The sequence below is a fragment of the Bacillus sp. 7884-1 genome, from assembly GCF_002272245.1.
GTDB lineage: Bacteria > Bacillota > Bacilli > Bacillales > Cytobacillaceae > Neobacillus.
Window position 1 is genome coordinate 22,083 of record NZ_NPDD01000116.1, and the last position, 18,370, is coordinate 40,452.

Sequence of the window (18,370 nt, forward strand, 5' to 3'; positions counted from 1 at the left end):
CAATTCCCCCCTAGGTGCATAACCAACTTACTACTTCAATAAAGAGGTAACCGAGCAAGTTTAGGATCCTCTTTTGTGAATAACTAAAAAATTAAATTGTTAGGAAGTGTAATGTTTGATAACTGAAATGGAAGATTCCGAAAAATCAATACAGCAGCCTGTTTGGTTGCAAAGTTATATTGATTCTCCCGAAAAACAAAAACATCTTTATAAAAAAACATTAAGAATTGTTATCCTTTCACAAATCTTTGGAGGAGCAGGACTTGCAGCCGGTATAACGGTAGGCGCCCTTCTTGCACAAGATATGCTAGGGACAGAAAGCGCAGCTGGGATTCCAGTTGGCTTACTCACTTTAGGATCTGCAGGTGCCGCACTGCTTGTAGGTCGGCTTTCACAACGTTTTGGCCGCAGAGCGGGACTTGCCGCTGGTTTTCTTACCGGAGGACTGGGTGCAATCGGAGTTATCATCGCCGCCTTAATCAACAATGTTATGCTTTTATTCGCTTCCCTACTTATTTATGGAGCTGGTACCGCCACAAATCTTCTAGCACGATACGCGGGTACAGATTTGGCGACACCAAAACAACGGGCAACTGCTGTGAGCATGGCTATGGTTTCTACTACCTTTGGTGCTGTAGCGGGTCCTAACTTGGTCGATACGATGGGGAAATTTGCACACTCTATAGGTATTCCTACTTTGGCTGGTCCCTTTATCCTAGCGGCGGCTGCTTTTATCCTTGCCGGATTTGTTCTATTAATTTTTCTTCGTCCAGACCCTTTGGTTGTATCTAGAGCAATAGCGAAAGCCAAGGAGATAGACAGTGCGGTACAGGCAAAATCAAATTCAGAAAATTCCACAGCAAACAAAATGGGAATTATTGTAGGTGCTACAATTATGGTATTAACACAATTTGTTATGACGGCCATTATGACCATGACACCGATACATATGAAACACTATGGTCATGGTTTGAGAAAAGTGGGTTTGGTCATAGGTTTTCATATAGGTGCCATGTTCCTTCCTTCACTTGTTACAGGCCTACTGGTTGATAAAGTCGGTCGTCCTACTCTACTATGGCTGTTGTTTCTGGTGCCACGCTTCTGGCCTCAGGCATACTAGCAGCTTTTGCTCCAGGGGAATCAATGGTCCTTCTTATCTGCGCACTTATACTGCTTGGTGTTGGTTGGAATTTTGGCTTAATAAGCGGAACTGCTCTTATTGTAGATGCAACACATCCATCTATTCGTGCAAAAACACAGGGGTCGGTTGATGTCTGGCTTGCATTATCAGGTGCCTCCGGCGGTGCTTTATCAGGAATAATAGTCGCTCATTCTAATTATGCGGTACTATCACTTTCTGGAGCTATTATTTCACTGCTGCTCTTTCCTATAGTTATTTGGTCTCGTAAGACTCAAAGATTCAAAGCAAAGAGTTGATATAAATTTTCTTATATTATTAAGATAGGATCCTATGTCGCTCTTCTCCTAAAGAGTAGCAAGTGTTGCAATATGAAAATCAATCATGTACTGCACTATCAATTAGAATAGGGCTTTCCAACAAATCGGAAAGCCCTATTCCTTTTATTCTTTGACCTACTTTTATTTACCGGCTAGTTGGTTTTTTAAATTATCAAATCCAAAACGATTAATAAATTTAGAAAATGGTTCTCTCTTCTTACCGTATCCAGTATAGATATCAATAATCTTTTCGACCACTTCATATAGTTGTTCAGGAATTAGCTGTTCCATCAATAAAGTACCTATTTGGGTGTCCTTCCCCTTCGCTTTTCCTCCAATATATAAATCATATCCGTTTTGTACTTTCATGACGCCGATATCATTTACTAGAGGTTCACCACATCCAACTGGACATCCTGTATACGCTGGGCGAAGTGTAAAGGGAACTGGTTTTCCTGCAATTCGCTTATTTAGTTCAATGGCTACAGGCATTCCTTCTTCTTCTTCGCCTTTACAAAAATTGCAGATTCTTAAGCTTTTCACAAAATTTCCTACTGGATAACAGGACAATCCCACTTCCACAAATTTTCCCTTGACGAATTCCACCTTACTTTCAAGTACCTCAATGTAAAGTTGTTGGAAAGTGGTCAACTCTAGTTCATCTCCATCATTCATGTACTGGGCAATGACACCCAGTTGTTTAGCATTTAATTTTGAACCGAATGCTATCCCACCGTTAACAGCCAATTTAACCTTTTTTTCACTTTGGTTCATTACCATTCTCCCATCCTACTTAACATTTATTCTGATAATCATCGTTTCTTACTTCAAAGAAACCTTCCCTTTGGCTTCAATAACAACACCAGCTTTTTTCAATAAATTTCCGACTTCACATCCTCTATCTGCTCCTTCAATTGCTCTTTGTGCGGATTGAACTTGCGCTTCAGTTGCATCAACAGATAAAATAATTTGTGGATAATGAGTAATGTTAAACCCATTATCGGATATAGTTGCCTCAGAATTTACTGTAAGTTCTACTACAGGTACTTTTCTAGTTTCAAGCATAAAAGTAAGAGTTGCTATATAACAAGTTGTTGCAGACGAAATGAGAAGCTCACTTGGATTCGCTCCATTCCCACTGCCTCCCTTTGATTCTGGAACAGCGACATTCGTCTCAAGATATTCTGCCTTTAGCATCCCATTCCCTGCTATTCCATCATTCCAAACAGCCTTTACACTTGTTTTCATTTCCGCCATCGTTCCCATTCCTCCATTGAAATTATTCCTATACATTTATCGAGTAAACGACGCTTACGCCGTTTACTCAGTAGTTATCATTCTTTTTATTTTTCTAATTTAATTCTTTGTAAGCGTAATGCGTTCAACACCACCGACACGGAACTAAATGCCATCGCTGCACCAGCGACCCATGGTGCAAGGAATCCTGCTGCCGCAATGGGAATCCCGATGACGTTATAGGCAAATGCCCAAAATAGGTTTTGCTTTATATTACGCATCGTCTTGCGACTCATTAAGATCGCATCGGCAATACTGTTTAAGTCTCCTCGGATCAGTGTAATATCCGCAGCTTCCATTGCGACATCTGTACCTGTACCAATGGCCATCCCAATATCGGCTGTAGCTAGTGCTGGTGCATCATTAATCCCGTCGCCGACCATTGCCACTTTTTTGCCCTGTTTTTGCAACTTTTTCACTTCTTCTGCCTTACCTTCAGGAAGGACTTCCGCAATGACTGCGTCAACGCCTACCTCTTGCCCAATTGCATGTGCTGTACGCTCGTTATCACCTGTCATCATGATGACTTTGATGCCCATTTCTTGTAAACGGTGAATAGCTTGTCGAGATGTATCTTTAATAGTATCCGCTACGGCCACTAGCCCTGCGTATTGTCCATTAATACCATCTAGCATCGCTGTTTTACCATCGCTCTCCAATTTTTCCATTGCTGGGAGAACTGCCGTAATATCGATCCCATATTGCTGCATAAGTTTACGTGTACCAATGACAACCCCTTGACCTGAAACGGTTGCTTGAACACCATAACCTGGAATCGCTTCGAAGAATTGGACGTTGCCAAGTTCGATGCCTTTCTCTTGGATCCCCTGAACGATTGCTTCTGCTAATGGGTGCTCAGATTGTTTTTCAGCAGCACCGATTAGTGATAGAAATTTCTCTACATCTTGACCATCTGCTAATAAAACATCTGTTAATACAGGTTTACCATGTGTGACAGTGCCTGTTTTGTCTACTACCACTGTGTCAATGCCTTGTGTTTGTTCTAAATGCTCGCCACCCTTGAATAAAATACCAAATTCCGCTGCACGACCAGAACCAGCCATAATGGAAGTCGGTGTGGCTAAACCAAGAGCACATGGACAAGCAATAACAAGTACTGCAATTAATACTTCAAGTGCCGGTGTAAATTCGCCCGGTTGAACCCATATAATCCATACTAGGAAGGTAAGGATGGCAATTCCTACTACGATCGGCACAAAAATACCTGAAATTTGGTCCGCTAAACGTTGGATCGGTGCTTTCGAACCTTGTGCATCCTCTACTACTTTAATGATTTGGGCTAATGCTGTGTCACGCCCAACTTTTGTCGCTGTCATTTTGATAAAACCATTTTTGTTAATGGTGGAACCGTATAATACGTCACCGGCTTTCTTATCGATAGGCAAACTTTCACCTGTTAGCATCGATTCATCAACAGCCGTTGTTCCTTCTAATACTTCCCCATCAACTGGAATTTTCTCACCTGGTTTCACTAAAATGGTGTCACCAATGACTACTTCCTCTAACGGTATTTCTTTTTCTACTCCGTCACGTACAACAATCGCCGTTTTAGCTTGAAGCCCCATTAATTTTTTAATCGCTTCAGATGAACGGCCTTTTGCTTTTGCTTCAAATAATTTTCCTAAAAGAATCAGTGTAATCAGTACCGCACTTGTTTCAAAATATAGGTGTGGCTCATGGTGGGTTCCAACGGTAACGATCGCTTGATATACACTATAAAAATAGGCTGCTGAAGTACCCATGACAACGAGCACATCCATATTGGCACTACCATTACGTAGTGATTTGTAAGCACCAACATAAAACTGTTTCCCAATAACAAATTGTACCGGTGTTGCCAAAATTAGTTGAACCCATGGATTCATTAAGAAATCTGGTACATATAGGAACGATGTAAATGAAAAGTGCGCTACCATCGTCCATAATAAGGGTAAAGATAAAATGGCTGAAATAATAAATTTACGTTGTTGATCTTTAATATGCTTTTCACGGTGATCTACCTGTTCTTTATCCTCTTGCTTTTGGTGTGCACCGTAACCTAGCTTCTCTACCTTTGCAATAATATCTGCAATGGTTACTTCTGAAGGATTAAATTCAATGGTTGCTTTTTCAAGTGCTAAATTGACGGATGCAGTTGCAACACCTTCCATCTTATTTAACCCTTTCTCAATACGAGTAGAACAAGCTGCACATGTCATTCCGGTAATATCGAATTCTGCTTTTTGTTTCACAACACCGTAGCCAAGTGCTTCGATTTTCTTTTCAAAATCCTTTACACTCAGTTTGGACGGGTCGTATTTAATCGATGACTTTTCTAGTGCTAAGTTGACAGTTGCTTGCTCGACACCCTCCATTTTATTTAACCCTTTTTCAATACGGGTCGCACACGCGGTACACGTCATCCCTGTAATTCCAATACTCGCTTCTTTAACAGCTATACTTTTTGCTGCTGTACTCATAATGCTTTTCACCTCTATGATACCCGCATAGGGTATATTTTTTTAGAAAATAAGAGAGTGCAAAGGGAGCACTCTTACTCTACGTCATATCCTTGATCTTCAATCGTTTCTTTAATTTTTTCTAGTTAAACTTGTGATTCATTAAAGGTTACTTCTACTTGAGCATCGTCCAGTTTTACGTTTACTCCATTAACGCCTTCTAATTGACCAACACTTCCCTCAACTGCCTTCACACAATGTCCACAAGACATTCCTTGTACGTTTAATGTTATATTTTTCATGTTTTCTCTCTCCTTAAAATAATAGGTTATTTAGCATAATATACACAGTAGGGGTATATTAAAGGTAAATTTTTTTTACTTTTTCAATAGCTTTTGAATCGTCACAACTAATTCATCTAAAACCTCTTCATCACCTTCTGAAAGGCGATCGACCACACAACCTTTTAGATGACCTTCCAAAAGAATTTTGGCTACACTATTTAAAGCCGATTGTGTTGCAGAAAGTTGTGTGATCACATCATCACAGTAAACGTCTTTGTCGATCATTCCTTTGATGCCTCGAATTTGACCTTCGATACGATTTAATCGAGTGGTTAAATTATTTTTTACACGTTCCGGATGATGACTTTTCCTAAAAGACGTAACACCCTCAGTATGGCACGCTTCTACTATTTTTAAATTTTCCATCAACTTTACCTCCTAACTTAATTTTATATTACCATACCCTAGTAGGGTATGTAAAGTATTAAAAAATAATAAACCTTTATTTTAATGTTCACTCATAGCGACACATGAAATTTGGAGTCAGTCCCAATGTCACCAACTTAAGATTCCATAAAATGTATGTTAGCAACTGTATCTGTGCCTATAGTTCAAGTGTACGCGCCAAGCAAAGCTCCCTCCGGTTAACAGGCGGGCTTTATTTGACGCTTTCCTTTAATTAACACACTTCTAAATCCCGAAAAATTAAAATCCTTGGAAATCTCCAAAAATCGGTGCAAATAATGAATTGATAAGTGTAAGTCTATCAAAAAACAGAATAATTCCAATAACTATGATAATTCCTCCGCCAATTCTCATTACAGAGCCACTGTATTTTTTTACCCAAGTAAATTTAGTAATGAAAAACGCCATTAAAAGAAAAGGAATACTAAAACCTAAAACATAAGCTGCCATATACCATAGACCCTGTGATGGATTTGCACCTACAAATGCTAATGTAGCTGCTAAAATTGGTCCCATACAAGGTGTCCAACCTACTGCAAAAGCTAATCCAATTAGTACTGAACCTAAATAACCAGCTGGTTTATTTTTGATATGTGGTTTATGCTCCTTCATCAAAAATTTTGGTTGGAGTAGCCCAATGGTAATCACTCCAATGACCACCATTAAAATAGCACCAATTTGTCGAATTAAATCTCCATATCGAAAATACCAAGTTTCTAATAAAGTCGCACTTCCTGCTGTTCCGAAACCAAACACTAAATAAATTATTGAAAATCCAAACAAAAAGAAAATTGTATGCACAATTGCTTTGCGTTGTCCTTTTAATTCACCCATTTGTATTTCTGCTACACTCATTCCCGTAATATACGATAAAAATTCAGGATAAGTGGAAATACACTAGGCGATATAAAAGTTAATGTACCTGCACTGAATGCAAGTAAAATAGAAATGTCCGCCATTAACGATCCCTCCCTTTTATCCTACATACGTTAATTGTTTGTTGTCACGATACACTTGGTTAATCGTTCCTCCACCGAAACATTCTTCTTCTTTATAGAAGACAACTGCTTGTCTAGGCGTTATCGCACGAATCGGTTCGTGGAAAATGACTTTAACTTTGGAATTACCCAACCGTTCTACCTTTACTTTTTTGTCCGGTTGGCGATAGCGGAATTTTGCAGTACATTCAAATGTATCAGGTATATCTCCACTTGCAATCCAGCTTATATTATCAGCAATGATACTGTCTGAAAATAGCATTTCATGGTGGAAACCCTGTCCAACATATAGGACACTTCCTTTCAATATCCTTCCCTATTACAAACCAAGGATCACCATTGCCTCCAATCCCCAATCCATGCCTCTGTCCAATTGTATAGTACATTAATCCATCATGATGTCCGACAACTTTGCCGTCGAATGTTTCCATATCTCCCTTTTGTGCAGGCAAATAACCACTTAAGAACTCCTTAAAATTTCGTTCACCAATGAAGCAGATTCCTGTTCTGTCTTTTTTGGATGCTGTCGCTAAATTAGCTTTGGCAGCTAATTCCTTTACTTTTGGTTTTTCCATATCGCCTATAGGGAATAACACCTTATCTAACTGCTCTTCTGTTAATTGATTAAGGAAATAAGTCTGATCTTTATTTTCATCTTTCCCTCTTAACATGTGAACTTTCCCGTTTTTTCTGACCACCTGTGCATAATGTCCTGTAGCCACATAATCGGCTCCGAGGCTCATGGCATAATCTAAAAATGCATTGAACTTGATTTCCTTATTGCAGACGACATCAGGATTCGGCGTTCTCCCCGCCTTATATTCTTCCAGGAAGTAGGTGAATACCTTGTCCCAATACTGCTTTTCAAAATTCACAGAATAATAGGGTATATCCAATTGATTGCAGACGCGGATAACATCCTCGTAGTCTTCTGTAGCGGAACATACACCAAATTCATCTTTATCGTCCCAGTTCTTCATGAATATTCCGATTACGTCATAGCCTTGCTCTTTTAGTAGCATTGCAGCAACGGAAGAATCGACTCCGCCTGACATTCCTATAACTACACGTGTGCCCTTTGGTACTTTCTTCATTCCGTTTCATCCTATCTATTTATTAATACTTCCTATAAAAAATAGTAATTTCTGCTGTTTATTCAATAATTTCTGTATGGAAGCAACGTTTCATATGGTTTAACATTGTTTCTCCAAGGTCAGTAAATGTTGCTACACCTCGTTTATGAATGGCTGTTTTGAATCCTTCTGCATCTGCTCCCGCGACTGTTAAAAAGTCACAAATATCCGTAGTTACCCCTACAGTATGAACCTTTACTATTCCTAAATTTCTCAACGTTTCAGCCAAATCTGTTTGAAAGAATGCACTATAGTTCGTTTTAGGCGTATAAAATAGATTGTCGTGATCTTTAATTTCTTGATACCAATCATATAAATCTCCGTATAATTGTTGCCCTTCTGTACCTACAATATTGTGTGGTGGCCATAATTCAAAGTGTGGGTCATTTGGTTGGTGTGCATCCATTGATATTACAACTACATTTCCTTCTGCTAAAAATCTGGCCGCCGTATCCTTAATATAAGGTACTATTTCTTGTGCAGGCTTGCCAACAGTTAATGTTCCATGATCAGCTACAAAATCATTACTCATATCAACAATTAATAAAGCTTCCTTTGCCATCTTCATTCAACCCCAAAATTATATTTTAAAAATGTAATCTTTGACTAATCGGAAAAAACGCCTTATAAGGGTACTGATTTTCGGTTGTATTTTTTTGTGTCCTTGATGTTTTTCATTTTGTTATCCCAACAGGCTTGACTTAATACCTCAGGATATTCCTCAGGATTTAAGGAACGTTTGGGCAAACACTATGGCCTTTAATCCAAGAAATGTGCCAATGGGGAGAACATAATCAAGAAAATTAAAGGAGCAAAAAGGGTATAATACCTCAGTATTTGAGGAAATTATACCCTTTTTGCTATACTTATGCTTTTGTTATTTTGTATTCCGTCTTATATTTATTATGGGGCAATCAACGGATTATGTTTTTTAATCTCTTGTATTGATAGATACAAAGTATAATTTCCATAATCGAGAATTTTATTAAGAAAAAGATTCAATTTTTCTTGAGAATTAACTTTTATTTTTATATGGTAACAGCCTTCTCCCGATACACGGTGAGCTTCAACTACCTCATTTTGATCATTAATAAAACGTATAAACGAATCATGGTTTGCTGTTTTCATATAAATAATGACAAACGCTGTAAAGATCAGTCCTACTTTCATTTCATCGACTATGAGAGAGTAAGCTTTAATCACACCACTTTCCTCAAGTTTTTTAATACGATTTCCTACTGCTTGTCCCGTCATATGAATTTGTTCACCTAAGTCTTTCCATTGAATACGTGAATTCTCGGATAGTAACCGAAGGATCTGAAAATCAATGTTATCAAGTTCCATAATAAATTCCTTTCACCATGAAATGATTTGAGCTAAAAGTGTTTCATCAAAGTATCGATAGAAATTAAGATATTGTATATCATCATACTTGTAATAAAAATTTTTTATTGAGGTGGATAAAATGAGTACAGCTTTAATCATTGTTGATATACAAAACGACTATTTTCCAAATGGAAAGATGGAGTTAAGCAATCCTGATAAAGCAGCCGCTAATGCTGCTAAAGTTCTTGATTGGTTTAGACAAAATAACCAAGATAATATTTTTCATGTTCAGCATATCGCTAGTAGTCCAGAGTTAGGCTTCTTCCTTCCAAATACAGAGGGAGCTGAATTACATGAAACTGTTCTACCATTAGAACACGAAAACATTATCGTAAAAAATTTCCCAAACAGCTTTTTAAAGACTGATTTAGAAAGCAAATTAAGAGATAAAGGAGTAACTAAGGTAGTGGTTGTAGGTATGATGACGCATATGTGTATTGATGCAACAGTTAGAGCTGCAGTGGATTTAGGCTTTGAAACTACACTTATTGAAGATGCATGTGCGACAAGGGACTTATCTTTTCAAGAAAAGAAAGTTCCAGCTGAACAGGTTCATTATGCGTTTGTCAGCGCACTTAACGGTATGTATGCCAATGTTATTTCGACCGAAGATTTCCTGCAACAAAGCTAACACAAACTTGAATAATAAATAATTAAATATCAATGGGAGTTGTTCATAAACAGCTCCCATTTTTTTTGATGTTAGACTATTAATCCAACCTTTATACGTTATATCTTCAGTTTCCTAAAAATTGTTTGTCATACAATATCAAACCGAACCAAAGGACACCAGGCCAATAATCAGCATTAGATCGTGATAAAGACAATTATGCATGAGAATAATACATTAATAGATAGGATTATTTTTCGTGTCCACAAAAGGTGTTCAAAGAGAAAGTGCCTGGCTCTCGTCTATTTCCCGAGCAACAGGTACTTTCGTCTATTTAAATATTGCTTCAACATCTACTTCGAAACCATTTATAATGCTAGATTTGATTAAACCTTGTTTTCATTTTCAATTAGGCGATATTGATTGTCTTCCCCTAATGAATAAACCATAATATTATTCAATATTGGATTGATAATCCAATATTCTTTAACTCGGAATTTTTGATAAAGATTCGTTTTAAAAATTAAGTCGTGTGATTGGTTCGAAGGGCTAATAATTTCAATGATCATTTCGGGAATACCGATATATTTCTGTTCAGTAAAACCTGTTTTGTCACATATGATTGATAAATCAGGTATTATTATTTTTTTTCGTCACTTTCTTCATCGACTAGTTCGATATCATAAGAGGCTGCAAGAACTTCGCAATCCTTTCCATCTAGTAAATGAAATAAAAATGCGGATAATTTCATAGATATTCTTTGATGTTTCGTGTTGGGGGACGGGGATATATAAACAACACCATCAAAATATTCTAATTGCTGATATGTCGATTTTCAGGTAATTTTATTGAAAACACCTTCTTTCTAACCAATTCTTATTAAAATTATATGAGAAAGCAATGAATAATACAAAGGTGAAAGGTATATTACGTTCCATATGCCATAAGCTTAATCAATGATTAAATGATCAATTCCAACAACGTCTTTACTATGACGAAACATCCCGGCGGATACACCAACCGCTTTGCGGAATACTTTGTTGAAATAGTTGGCATTTGCATACCCTACCTGAGCAGCAATGTCTGTAACAGAGGAACTCGTTGAACTCAGAAGCTCTGCCGCTTTTTGAATTCTGATTTTGGTAAGGTATTGGACAGGTGTCATATTTAGTTGGTGTTGAAACTGCTTTATAAAATAATATCTTGAGAAACCGGATACGGCCGCTATTTCGTCGAGTGTTATCGGTTCATGATAATGTGTTTGGATAAAGGATAAAGCTTTAGTAATCTGAAGAGAGAAACCGTTCGCTGTTTTTTCAATATTCCTTATGAAACGGTAACACTCCATAATAAACTCATATGCTTTTGCAGAAGCGTAATATGTATCTGTAATCTTTTGATCATATGTGTCTTGATAGATTTTAAGCAAAAGCTGGATGAGCTTTGAATCCGGAGGCACTTTCAAGACAGGACCGTTCTGTTCCTTCATAAACCGCCAGCACTCGGCGGCTTCTCGTCCCACTAATGTAATAAACATAAACTCCCATCCCTTGCTATCCTTTGGAAAGTAATAACGATGATCGCTAGGAATCTCGACAATGAAGGCTTCCCCTGCCTTCACTGTATAACTATTATCCGCTATTTCAAGACTTCCCGATCCTGAGAGAGTGTATTGAAACACATATGTGCCGACATCTTTCCGCTTTAACCCATGCCAATCATAAACTGCACCGGGCATTTTCTCTTCCCGGCCAAGCGAGAAAATGTTTGCCACATCGTTAGGAAGCACATCTTGAAAACGAAAACCGTACGTTCCATAATCCTTCATATGTTTCCCCCTATAAGTCAAAGACAATATTTTACCCTCCAATCACACTAACTTACCATTGAGAATCTTATATAAACATTTTACTATTATTATAACAACAAAAAATCAAAGATGAATATGGGACGTTAAGTTGTTCTCAAAACAATTTTTTATCCTATTAGAAGATTTGATAGGCAGTCCGAGTTTCACTTTACAGGAGGTAAATATATGTCAAAAATCACATTTATTGGAGCAGGAAGTACAGTTTTTGCAAAAAATGTTCTTGGTGACTGCCTACATGTTCCGGCATTAGCTGGGTTCGAGTTCGCATTATTTGATATCGATGAGCAACGCTTAGAAGACTCGGAAAATATGTTAAACAATTTAAAACAAAGCCTACGAGCAAACATAGTAGTGAAAGCGTATTCAGATCGCAAAGAAGCGTTGCGTGGAGCAAAATACATTATTAATGCCATTCAAGTTGGCGGCTACAAACCAAGCACCGTTATAGATTTTGAAATCCCTAAAAAATATGGCCTTCGTCAAACAATTGCTGACACAATCGGGATTGGCGGTATTTTCCGTTCGCTTCGCACTATTCCGGTTATGTGGGATTTCGCCAAGGATATCGAAGAGGTTTGTCCGGATGCTCTGTTTTTAAACTACACAAATCCGATGGCAACATTAGTAGGGGCAATGCTTCGCTATACAAATGTAAAAACAGTCGGATTATGCCATAGCGTACAAGTTTGCAGCGAGCACCTGTTCAAATCCTTAGGAATGGATCATGATGGAGTCGAAGAAAAAATCGCAGGTATCAACCATATGGCTTGGCTTCTTGAGATCAAACGCGACGGCAAAGATTTATATCCGGAAATTAAACGCCGTGCGAGAGAAAAACAACAAATAAAACATGATGATATGATCCGCTTCGAATTAATGGACAAATTCGGATACTACGTAACGGAATCATCTGAGCATAATGCCGAGTACCATCCGTACTTCATTAAACGCAATTATCCGCAATTAATTGAGAAATTCAATATCCCTCTTGATGAGTATCCACGTCGTTGTGAAGAGCAAATTAAACGCTGGGACAAAATGCGCGATGAGATGGTCAACAATGCACAACTTACCCATTCCCGTTCTCACGAATATGGTTCCCGTATTATTGAAGCAATTGAGACGAATGTTCCATTTAAATTTGGCGGCAACATTTTAAATAAGGACCGACTAATTAGCAATTTACCGGAAAAAGCTGTTGTTGAAGTATCATGCGTTGCTGACCGCAGCGGAATCACTCCTTGCTATGTAGGAGATCTTCCAGAACAGTTAGCCGCCCTTAACCGTACAAATATTAATACACAGCTTTTAACCATTGAAGCAGCGGTAACGAAAAAGAGAGAACACATCTATCAGGCAGCAATGCTGGACCCTCATACGGCCGCTGAATTATCAATGGATGACATCATTGCGATGTGCGATGATTTAATTGAAGCACACGGTGACTGGATTCCAAAATTCGAAGATTGAAAAACAATATCGTTCATATAACTATAAAAATATTACACATGTGAAATTTTATTATTTTATATGGAAGTATGTAAAAAAGATGTGCCTTCATTATAGGTATATCTTTTTTACTATCTAACTGAAACTAACACGTCTATGGTATAATGAAGGTGCTTACATAGGTATTTGTCTAACTATCTATATTTCTATTATCTTTCAACATAATTGGTCTGGAGTTGGAAATATGTATACTATATTTGGACGTTTAAATCCCGTTTTTGAGTGGGCTACAAAGCTTGCAGGTATAAATCTATTATGGGTTTTGTTTAACTTCCCCATTGCTTACCTAACATTATCTTTATTTACTGTTAAAGAGATGTGGCAGATAGGCTTTCTGATTATGACCATCGCTGTGCTGGTACCATTTATTTTTTTTCCAGCAACTACGGCTATGTTTGGTATTGTTAGAAAATGGGTTATGAAGGAAGAAGTGCCAATTATTCGATTCTTTTGGAAATACTATAAGGAAAATTATAAGAGGAGTCTTGTGGGTGGATTGATTTTTTCAGTTTCTTGGGCCATTGTTGGTGTTGACTACTATTATTTTCATACCCGCATTCACTTTGTTAGTTATCTATTTTTATTCCTCATGGTTTGGTTGTTAATTATTACTCTTTACTTTTTTGCCCATACCGTTCATACAGACACGAGATTCGGAGAAGGATTAAAAAATGCGTTCATTTTATCGATTGCTAATCCAATCTACTCGATTGGGCTTGCCATTACCAGTATGGTCATTTTGTATGTTAGTTTTATGAAATTACCATTTTTGCTGCCATTTTTCACCGGCGCGGCTATATCTTTTCTTGCATTCTTTGCTTACAATAAGGTATTTACTAATATTGTTCAAATTCACCAAAATACTTCAGAGGAAAAATCTTCTTGATTGAAGATTTTCAACTTGAGGTTAATAGTCGCTAGTTTGTGGAAAGCGAGCAGCTTAAATAAAAAGTCCTTGGATCTTTTTATTTAAGATGTTTATCCTTAATCGAGTTACCAACAAAAGTAAAATAGGCGGAGATTTTCCGGTTAAATGCAAAATGGAGCTCGTGTCATGGGATATAAGCGGAGGTTTTCCGCTTATTCAAAGCAAAATCTCCCATTTTCGAATTTTCCGTGCCAATAGGCGGAATCTCTCCGTCTATTATAGCTTTTTTTAATACTAATTACACATTAAGCGGAAATTCTCCGCCTATTTATCAGCTTGGGTGCTAAACCTGATCCCCCAACCGACAAATAAGAACCTTGAGAATAAAGAAAAAGACGTATGCCAATCCATACGTCTTTTCTTGTGTCTTTAATAAGAAAGAACCCGATAACAAAACCCTTATTTCAACCTAAGAGGACTTTTTATATGCTGTTCCATCTATTCATTTAAGTATGTAGATCCACTCTAGGTTTAACAACCTTAAAGCTATCCTCTGTTTCCTCTACTTCATAAATCTTCGCTCGAGATGCAGGTGTACTGAATGGATGATGAAGAATAAGCATCCATTCACCTTCAAATGTTTTAAAAAGCATGCCGTGACCACTATCACAAGCAACTAATGGTTCCAGTTGTTCCCACGGCCCCGCTAGCTTACCAGACTTAGATCTAGCAATCGTTTGGACATAGCTTCCATTGCTATAACTTGACCAGAGCATAACAAGGTGACCACCTTTTGTTCGATATAATTGACAACCATCAGATACATAATTTAAAGGCTTCACGGTGGGCTTTATTTCAGCATTGAGCCATGGTGCATCGGACGCCTTAAAAAGGTGTTGAGGTTCACCATCTGCTGCGGATAAATCGCTCTTCAATGGAATCGCTTCAAACGTACCATCAATCACCTGAATCCACTCATGACAATAGACCATCCACGGCTTTCCATTCTCATCCTCATACAAGGTTCCATCTAAGGTCATGAAGTCTCGAGGTGGCACTGGCCCATCTTTTTTTATCAATTCAAAGGGACCTTCTGGTGAGTCTGATACCGCGATGCTTGTACCACGAAGATGAGTGGTTTTCCAAACCTCCGGCGGTTCTGCTATAATGCTATCTTGATTATGTAACGTAACGAACAGATAATACTTACCAAGATAATGGTGAACCTCTGGAGCCCATGTCCCATGCTGTGGATGTGCCCAAGTTCCATCAGGAACCTCGAAAACGACATAAGGCCCTTCCCAATCATTTAAATCTTTACTCTTATACACTAGAACTCCATTTCTCTCTAAATCTGTTAATTGTGGAATTCCTGTTGTATACATATAATAAGTATTCGTTTCATTATGCACCAAGACATAAGGGTCATGTGCAGGAATATCTTTAAGTCGGTGCCCCTTTTTGGGATTCAAAGTATCGGACGCGCTATTATACGGCATACAAACATCTCCTGCTTTATCATATTTTTAAAAGAATTCAGCCGATATTAGACCTCCGGGTATCAGCTTAAATCGTCAGTACCCGGAGTCCCTAAGGCTTTTATTTAACATCAATAACTACAGCACAACCTTCCAAATCCTCAGAAGAAGTCTTTAAAATTATCGTCCCTACTTGATCAGTGGCTTTCACATAGATTAATAATTTTCCATGGAAGGCCTTTCGGTAGTTTGCTTTATAATCTTGATGGCTTACAGGGTTACTACATTCAATCCCAATAATTTCACCAGGTCCCTCGATGCTACAATGGATTTCATTTTCTGCACTATAGACAAGATTATTGTCTTGATCAAGGATATTGACTTCTATATGTGCTACATCCTCTTTGTCAGCTTTAAGAGTTATTGTATCCGAGTGCAACTGTAACTTAGCAGGTTTATCAGCTGTCTTTAATTCATGTTTACAAGAAATGTTTCCGTTTCTAATCCCTACCGCCTTTAATGTACCCTTAGAATATGGAAGGTCCCAATATATGGTTCCAGCTGGGAAGTCTTCACGTTTTTTGACACCAACAGATTCACCATTTAATATTAAATCCACTTCAGGACAGTTTGTGCAGCAAGCGACCCTTACTTTTTCTCCTTCAATACCATCCCAGTGGCAAACGACCTGATGGTCCCAGTAAACTTGATCAGGATTCTCTTCTTTAATGGAAGTCAAGCCAATATGGACCATATCTTGATCGGACCATTCACTTTGCTTGAAATGGAACAAAGGCTTTTTGAATCCAGCAAGATCAAGCAATCCAGGAGTTGCGTGACGAATCGGCCATCCACGAGCTTCTCCCAAATAGTCAATCCCTGTCCAAATAAATTGTCCTGATATAAAGTCATTATTTGCTACAGCCAGCCATGCATCGTGATGCCTTCCGTTTTCACTTCCATAAATCACTCTATTAGGATATTTTTTATGGTCTTCTGAATAAAGAAACTCTTGATAGTTATAGCCAACCACATCAAGGTTATCTGGAAATTCAGTTTCATTTGACATAATGACACTTGCCAGTGCTGCTGTAACAGGTCGGGTCGGATCATATTGCTTTACAACCTTTGCCAGCTTTTTCGAAATATCACCCATTCCCTTTGCTTCAGGTTTGTCAGCTTTGTAATGATCTCCAAGTACCGGATGTGAATATGGATCATTTGGATAATCAATTTCATTCCCAATACTCCAGAAAACAATTGACGGATGGTTCCGGTCTCTTAGTACCATATCCCTCAAATCTATCTCTGCCCATTCCGTAAAGTCGGAAGCATATCCGTCTAGTGCCGGCTCACCTTTATTCCAACCCTCTACCCATTTGTTCTTAGGATGTCCCCATTCATCGAATGCTTCATCTTGGACTAAAAACCCGTAAGAATCACACATATCTAGTAACTCTGGTGCAGGAGGATTATGGCTCATTCTAATCGCATTTACACCAGCTTCTTTTAATAGTTTCAAACGTCTGTGCCAGACCTTTTCAGGAACAGCTGCTCCAAGACAGCCTGCGTCATGGTGAATACAGACACCCTTCATCTTAATATTCTTTCCATTAAGATAAAATCCAGAGTCTACATCGAAATAAAAAGATCGAACACCAAGTGGGGTAGTCTCAAAATCTATTACTTCCCCATCTTTTATCACCTTCGTTTCAACACTGTATAAATACGGATCTTCCGGTGACCAGAGATTTGGCTGTTCTAGGAAAAGAGAATGAGAAAAGTCTTGTTCACCATTTGCTGGAATGATTTCCACAGATGAACAGTCTATTATTTTTTTGCCTGAAGCATCTTTAATTTGATGGTCAATTTGGAATGTAGCTTCGTTATTGTATTCATTTTTCAAACTTGATTGAATTTGGATTTCTGCTTCTGATGTTGAAATCTTTGGAGTTGTGACAAATATTCCATATGGCTTGATATACACATGATCAGTCAAATTGATAAATACATTTCGATAAATACCTGACCCTGGATACCAACGAGAATCAGCAAAATCTGCGTGATCTACTTTGACAGCAATCACATTTCCTTGTGTTTCGAAGTTTAAATAGGGGGTTAAGTCATACTGAAATGAGCTGTATCCATAGGGTCTTTTACCAAGAAATTGTTCATTAATCCACACTTCACTATTTTTATAAATACCATCGAATTGAATAAATACTTTCTTTCCCTTTATGCTATCAGGTACAATAAATTCCTTCCGATACCAACCAATTCCACCTGGCAAATACCCTGTTGAACTTGCATATTCCTTCTTAAAGGGACCTTCAATACTAAAATCATGTGGCAAGTCTAAAATACGCCAATCTGAGTCATCAAACTGAATTTTAAATGCATCAGGATTATCACCTTTTAAGAATTTCCAATCAAAGTTAAACTTTCTGCTCTTAACTGACAATTCCCATTCTTGCGCTATTACATTTACCATATTCAACTTACACCCCTTATCTATTAGTGTTAAAATATAATACTAATTTCTTAGAAATGGCAGAC

15 protein-coding genes and 2 pseudogenes are annotated in these 18,370 nt (G+C 38.0%); 4 read left to right on the top strand and 13 right to left on the bottom strand.

Features of this window, described 5'->3' with window-relative positions:
- The first annotated feature begins 127 nt into the window (after positions 1-127).
- Positions 128-1,437 (top strand): annotated as a pseudogene (locus tag CHI06_RS14380) (MFS transporter).
- 162 nt (positions 1,438-1,599) lie between these two features.
- Here the strand turns inward: CHI06_RS14380 and CHI06_RS14385 are convergent.
- From CHI06_RS14385 to CHI06_RS14425, 9 genes and pseudogenes are all read right to left on the bottom strand, one after another.
- Positions 1,600-2,232, bottom strand: coding sequence for a nitrite reductase (locus CHI06_RS14385; protein ID WP_095249246.1), 633 nt, complete (start codon positions 2,230-2,232; stop codon positions 1,600-1,602).
- Between the two features lie 48 nt (positions 2,233-2,280).
- Positions 2,281-2,715 carry an OsmC family protein gene (locus CHI06_RS14390; protein WP_179292623.1) on the bottom strand — a complete coding sequence of 145 codons (435 nt, stop codon included), beginning with the start codon at positions 2,713-2,715 and terminating at the stop codon, positions 2,281-2,283.
- An 86-nt stretch (positions 2,716-2,801) separates the two neighbouring features.
- The gene (locus tag CHI06_RS14395) at positions 2,802-5,234 is read right to left on the bottom strand and encodes a heavy metal translocating P-type ATPase (protein ID WP_095249248.1); all 2,433 of its coding nucleotides are present in this window, start codon (positions 5,232-5,234) and stop codon (positions 2,802-2,804) included.
- 125 nt (positions 5,235-5,359) lie between these two features.
- A complete protein-coding gene (locus tag CHI06_RS14400) occupies positions 5,360-5,515 on the bottom strand; it encodes a copper ion binding protein (RefSeq protein WP_095249249.1) in 156 nt (51 codons plus the stop codon).
- 75 nt (positions 5,516-5,590) lie between these two features.
- A complete protein-coding gene (locus tag CHI06_RS14405) occupies positions 5,591-5,923 on the bottom strand; it encodes a metal-sensitive transcriptional regulator (protein ID WP_095249250.1) in 333 nt (110 codons plus the stop codon).
- 279 nt (positions 5,924-6,202) lie between these two features.
- Positions 6,203-6,796, bottom strand: coding sequence for a cytochrome c biogenesis CcdA family protein (locus CHI06_RS14410; protein ID WP_306453814.1), 594 nt, complete (start codon positions 6,794-6,796; stop codon positions 6,203-6,205).
- A gap of 141 nt (positions 6,797-6,937) precedes the next feature.
- A pseudogene (gene mnmA, locus CHI06_RS14415) lies at positions 6,938-8,054 on the bottom strand (tRNA 2-thiouridine(34) synthase MnmA).
- Positions 8,055-8,112: 58 nt separating this feature from the next.
- Positions 8,113-8,655: a cysteine hydrolase family protein gene (locus CHI06_RS14420; RefSeq protein ID WP_095249251.1), complete on the bottom strand. Its 543-nt coding sequence runs from the start codon at positions 8,653-8,655 to the stop codon at positions 8,113-8,115.
- A 341-nt stretch (positions 8,656-8,996) separates the two neighbouring features.
- The gene (locus CHI06_RS14425) at positions 8,997-9,437 is read right to left on the bottom strand and encodes an Lrp/AsnC family transcriptional regulator (protein ID WP_095249252.1); all 441 of its coding nucleotides are present in this window, start codon (positions 9,435-9,437) and stop codon (positions 8,997-8,999) included.
- Between the two features lie 121 nt (positions 9,438-9,558).
- Between CHI06_RS14425 and CHI06_RS14430 the strand changes: the two genes are divergently transcribed.
- Positions 9,559-10,110, top strand: coding sequence for a cysteine hydrolase family protein (locus CHI06_RS14430; RefSeq protein ID WP_095249253.1), 552 nt, complete (start codon positions 9,559-9,561; stop codon positions 10,108-10,110).
- A 365-nt stretch (positions 10,111-10,475) separates the two neighbouring features.
- On the opposite strand, the gene CHI06_RS30495 is transcribed toward CHI06_RS14430, so the two are convergent.
- Both CHI06_RS30495 and CHI06_RS14440 read right to left on the bottom strand, forming a co-directional pair.
- The gene (locus CHI06_RS30495) at positions 10,476-10,733 is read right to left on the bottom strand and encodes a Uma2 family endonuclease (protein ID WP_306453817.1); all 258 of its coding nucleotides are present in this window, start codon (positions 10,731-10,733) and stop codon (positions 10,476-10,478) included.
- A 305-nt stretch (positions 10,734-11,038) separates the two neighbouring features.
- Complete coding sequence (locus CHI06_RS14440) at positions 11,039-11,917, bottom strand: AraC family transcriptional regulator (protein WP_095249254.1); 879 nt, start codon at positions 11,915-11,917, stop codon at positions 11,039-11,041.
- Between the two features lie 207 nt (positions 11,918-12,124).
- On the opposite strand from CHI06_RS14440, the gene CHI06_RS14445 reads away from it, so the two are divergent.
- Complete coding sequence (locus tag CHI06_RS14445) at positions 12,125-13,429, top strand: alpha-glucosidase/alpha-galactosidase (protein WP_095249255.1); 1,305 nt, start codon at positions 12,125-12,127, stop codon at positions 13,427-13,429.
- A gap of 223 nt (positions 13,430-13,652) precedes the next feature.
- Positions 13,653-14,354: a YesL family protein gene (locus CHI06_RS14450; RefSeq protein WP_095249256.1), complete on the top strand. Its 702-nt coding sequence runs from the start codon at positions 13,653-13,655 to the stop codon at positions 14,352-14,354.
- 488 nt (positions 14,355-14,842) lie between these two features.
- On the opposite strand, the gene CHI06_RS14455 is transcribed toward CHI06_RS14450, so the two are convergent.
- Both CHI06_RS14455 and CHI06_RS14460 read right to left on the bottom strand, forming a co-directional pair.
- On the bottom strand, positions 14,843-15,835 hold the full coding sequence (locus CHI06_RS14455) for a glycoside hydrolase family 43 protein (RefSeq protein ID WP_095249257.1): 993 nt from the start codon (positions 15,833-15,835) through the stop codon (positions 14,843-14,845).
- Between the two features lie 100 nt (positions 15,836-15,935).
- The gene (locus CHI06_RS14460; RefSeq protein ID WP_095249258.1) at positions 15,936-18,305 is read right to left on the bottom strand and encodes a glycoside hydrolase family 2 TIM barrel-domain containing protein; all 2,370 of its coding nucleotides are present in this window, start codon (positions 18,303-18,305) and stop codon (positions 15,936-15,938) included.
- Positions 18,306-18,370: the final 65 nt, after the last annotated feature.

Excerpts from the sequence above, each read along its gene's own strand:
- CHI06_RS14385 (WP_095249246.1), bottom strand. The coding sequence starts at position 2,232 with ATGAACCAAAGTGAAAAAAAGGTTAAATTGGCTGTTAACGGTGGGATA.
- CHI06_RS14390 (WP_179292623.1), bottom strand. The coding sequence starts at position 2,715 with ATGGCGGAAATGAAAACAAGTGTAAAGGCTGTTTGGAATGATGGAATA.
- CHI06_RS14395 (WP_095249248.1), bottom strand. The coding sequence starts at position 5,234 with ATGAGTACAGCAGCAAAAAGTATAGCTGTTAAAGAAGCGAGTATTGGA.
- CHI06_RS14400 (WP_095249249.1), bottom strand. The coding sequence starts at position 5,515 with ATGAAAAATATAACATTAAACGTACAAGGAATGTCTTGTGGACATTGT.
- CHI06_RS14405 (WP_095249250.1), bottom strand. The coding sequence starts at position 5,923 with ATGGAAAATTTAAAAATAGTAGAAGCGTGCCATACTGAGGGTGTTACG.
- CHI06_RS14410 (WP_306453814.1), bottom strand. The coding sequence starts at position 6,796 with ATGGGTGAATTAAAAGGACAACGCAAAGCAATTGTGCATACAATTTTC.
- CHI06_RS14420 (WP_095249251.1), bottom strand. The coding sequence starts at position 8,655 with ATGGCAAAGGAAGCTTTATTAATTGTTGATATGAGTAATGATTTTGTA.
- CHI06_RS14425 (WP_095249252.1), bottom strand. The coding sequence starts at position 9,437 with ATGGAACTTGATAACATTGATTTTCAGATCCTTCGGTTACTATCCGAG.
- CHI06_RS14430 (WP_095249253.1), top strand. The coding sequence starts at position 9,559 with ATGAGTACAGCTTTAATCATTGTTGATATACAAAACGACTATTTTCCA.
- CHI06_RS14440 (WP_095249254.1), bottom strand. The coding sequence starts at position 11,917 with ATGAAGGATTATGGAACGTACGGTTTTCGTTTTCAAGATGTGCTTCCT.
- CHI06_RS14445 (WP_095249255.1), top strand. The coding sequence starts at position 12,125 with ATGTCAAAAATCACATTTATTGGAGCAGGAAGTACAGTTTTTGCAAAA.
- CHI06_RS14450 (WP_095249256.1), top strand. The coding sequence starts at position 13,653 with ATGTATACTATATTTGGACGTTTAAATCCCGTTTTTGAGTGGGCTACA.
- CHI06_RS14455 (WP_095249257.1), bottom strand. The coding sequence starts at position 15,835 with ATGCCGTATAATAGCGCGTCCGATACTTTGAATCCCAAAAAGGGGCAC.
- CHI06_RS14460 (WP_095249258.1), bottom strand. The coding sequence starts at position 18,305 with ATGGTAAATGTAATAGCGCAAGAATGGGAATTGTCAGTTAAGAGCAGA.